Below are 1,184 nucleotides of genomic sequence, written 5' to 3' on the forward strand. Positions count from 1 at the left end.
GGACAACAGTCTGCTGAACATGGTTGCCTGGCGGGCGATCATCCTCGACGAGGCGCAGTACATTAGAAATCCGGGCGCACAACGAACCCAGGCCGTAAAACACCTCCGGCGTGAGGTGGGTCTGGCTGTCACGGGAACGCCTATCGAAAATCGGCTCCTGGACTTGTGGTCCATCATGGATTTTGTCCTGCCTGGATATCTCAGCGACAAGGCCTCGTTCGAGAGACTTTATACAGAGGCTGTCGACGGTGCTGCGCGTCTTGAGCCGCTTGTCTCTCCGCTCATGTTGCGGCGACGAGTGGCCGAAGTCGCGCAGGACCTACCAGCACGGATAGATATTCCGCAGTTCATCGAGTTGGAAGAAGCCGAAGCGGTGGCCTATGAAGCCATGCGCTTGACCATCGCAGACAAATATGGTTCGGCCGCAACCCTCATTGCCCTCACAACACTTCGCCAGTTCTGCGCTCACCCGGCGCTTCTCGAAAGGGCGGGAAGCAGCGATCCGATGGCCTTCAGCAAGTTCAGGCGCCTCGACGAGATCCTTGAGGAAATATTCTCCCTACGGGAGAAGGTTATCATCTTCACCTCCTACACGCGCATGGCCGATATGATAGCCGCCCATGTGCGGCAGCGCTTTCGCGCCTTCGCCGGCATCATCGACGGGCGACTCCCCGCCGATGCGCGCCAGGCGCTCATCGACCAATTCGGTGAGGTTCAGGGCGGCGCGACGTTGGTGCTCAATCCCAGGGCAGGAGGCACAGGCCTGAACATCACTGCGGCAAACCATGTCATCCACTATAATCTCGAATGGAATCCGGCCCTTGAGGACCAGGCGTCTGCACGAGCGCACAGGCGTGGTCAGGAACTGCCTGTCACTGTCCATCGCCTGTTTGTGGCTGATACCGTCGAGGACGTCGTCCACGATCGGATGTCCCGCAAACGAGCAATTTCCGGGACGGCCGTCGTCGGTGTAGAGGGGCGCGATGAAGATTACGCCGACATTGTTGGCGCGCTGAGCCGCTCGCCAGTGAGGGAAATGAGGTGACAATGATAGAGCGCAGCATCGCCAAAGCGCTGAGTGCGAATGACACAGGTGATACCGGAGGCCATCAGGCCGGCATTCTCGTACCAAAGGAGGAGGGCATCCTCGCCTTTTTTCCGGAACTGGACAGATCCCTTTACAA

1 protein-coding gene is annotated in these 1,184 nt (G+C 58.8%); it reads left to right on the top strand.

Annotated features, from left to right (window positions below):
* A partial coding sequence (locus tag FJ980_RS32950) for a DEAD/DEAH box helicase (protein ID WP_140547592.1) occupies window positions 1–1,045 on the top strand: 1,045 nt, incomplete at its 5' end.
* Between the last annotated feature and the right edge of the window lie 139 nt (window positions 1,046–1,184).

This window comes from Mesorhizobium sp. B1-1-5 (assembly GCF_006443065.1).
Taxonomy (GTDB): Bacteria; Pseudomonadota; Alphaproteobacteria; order Rhizobiales; family Rhizobiaceae; genus Mesorhizobium.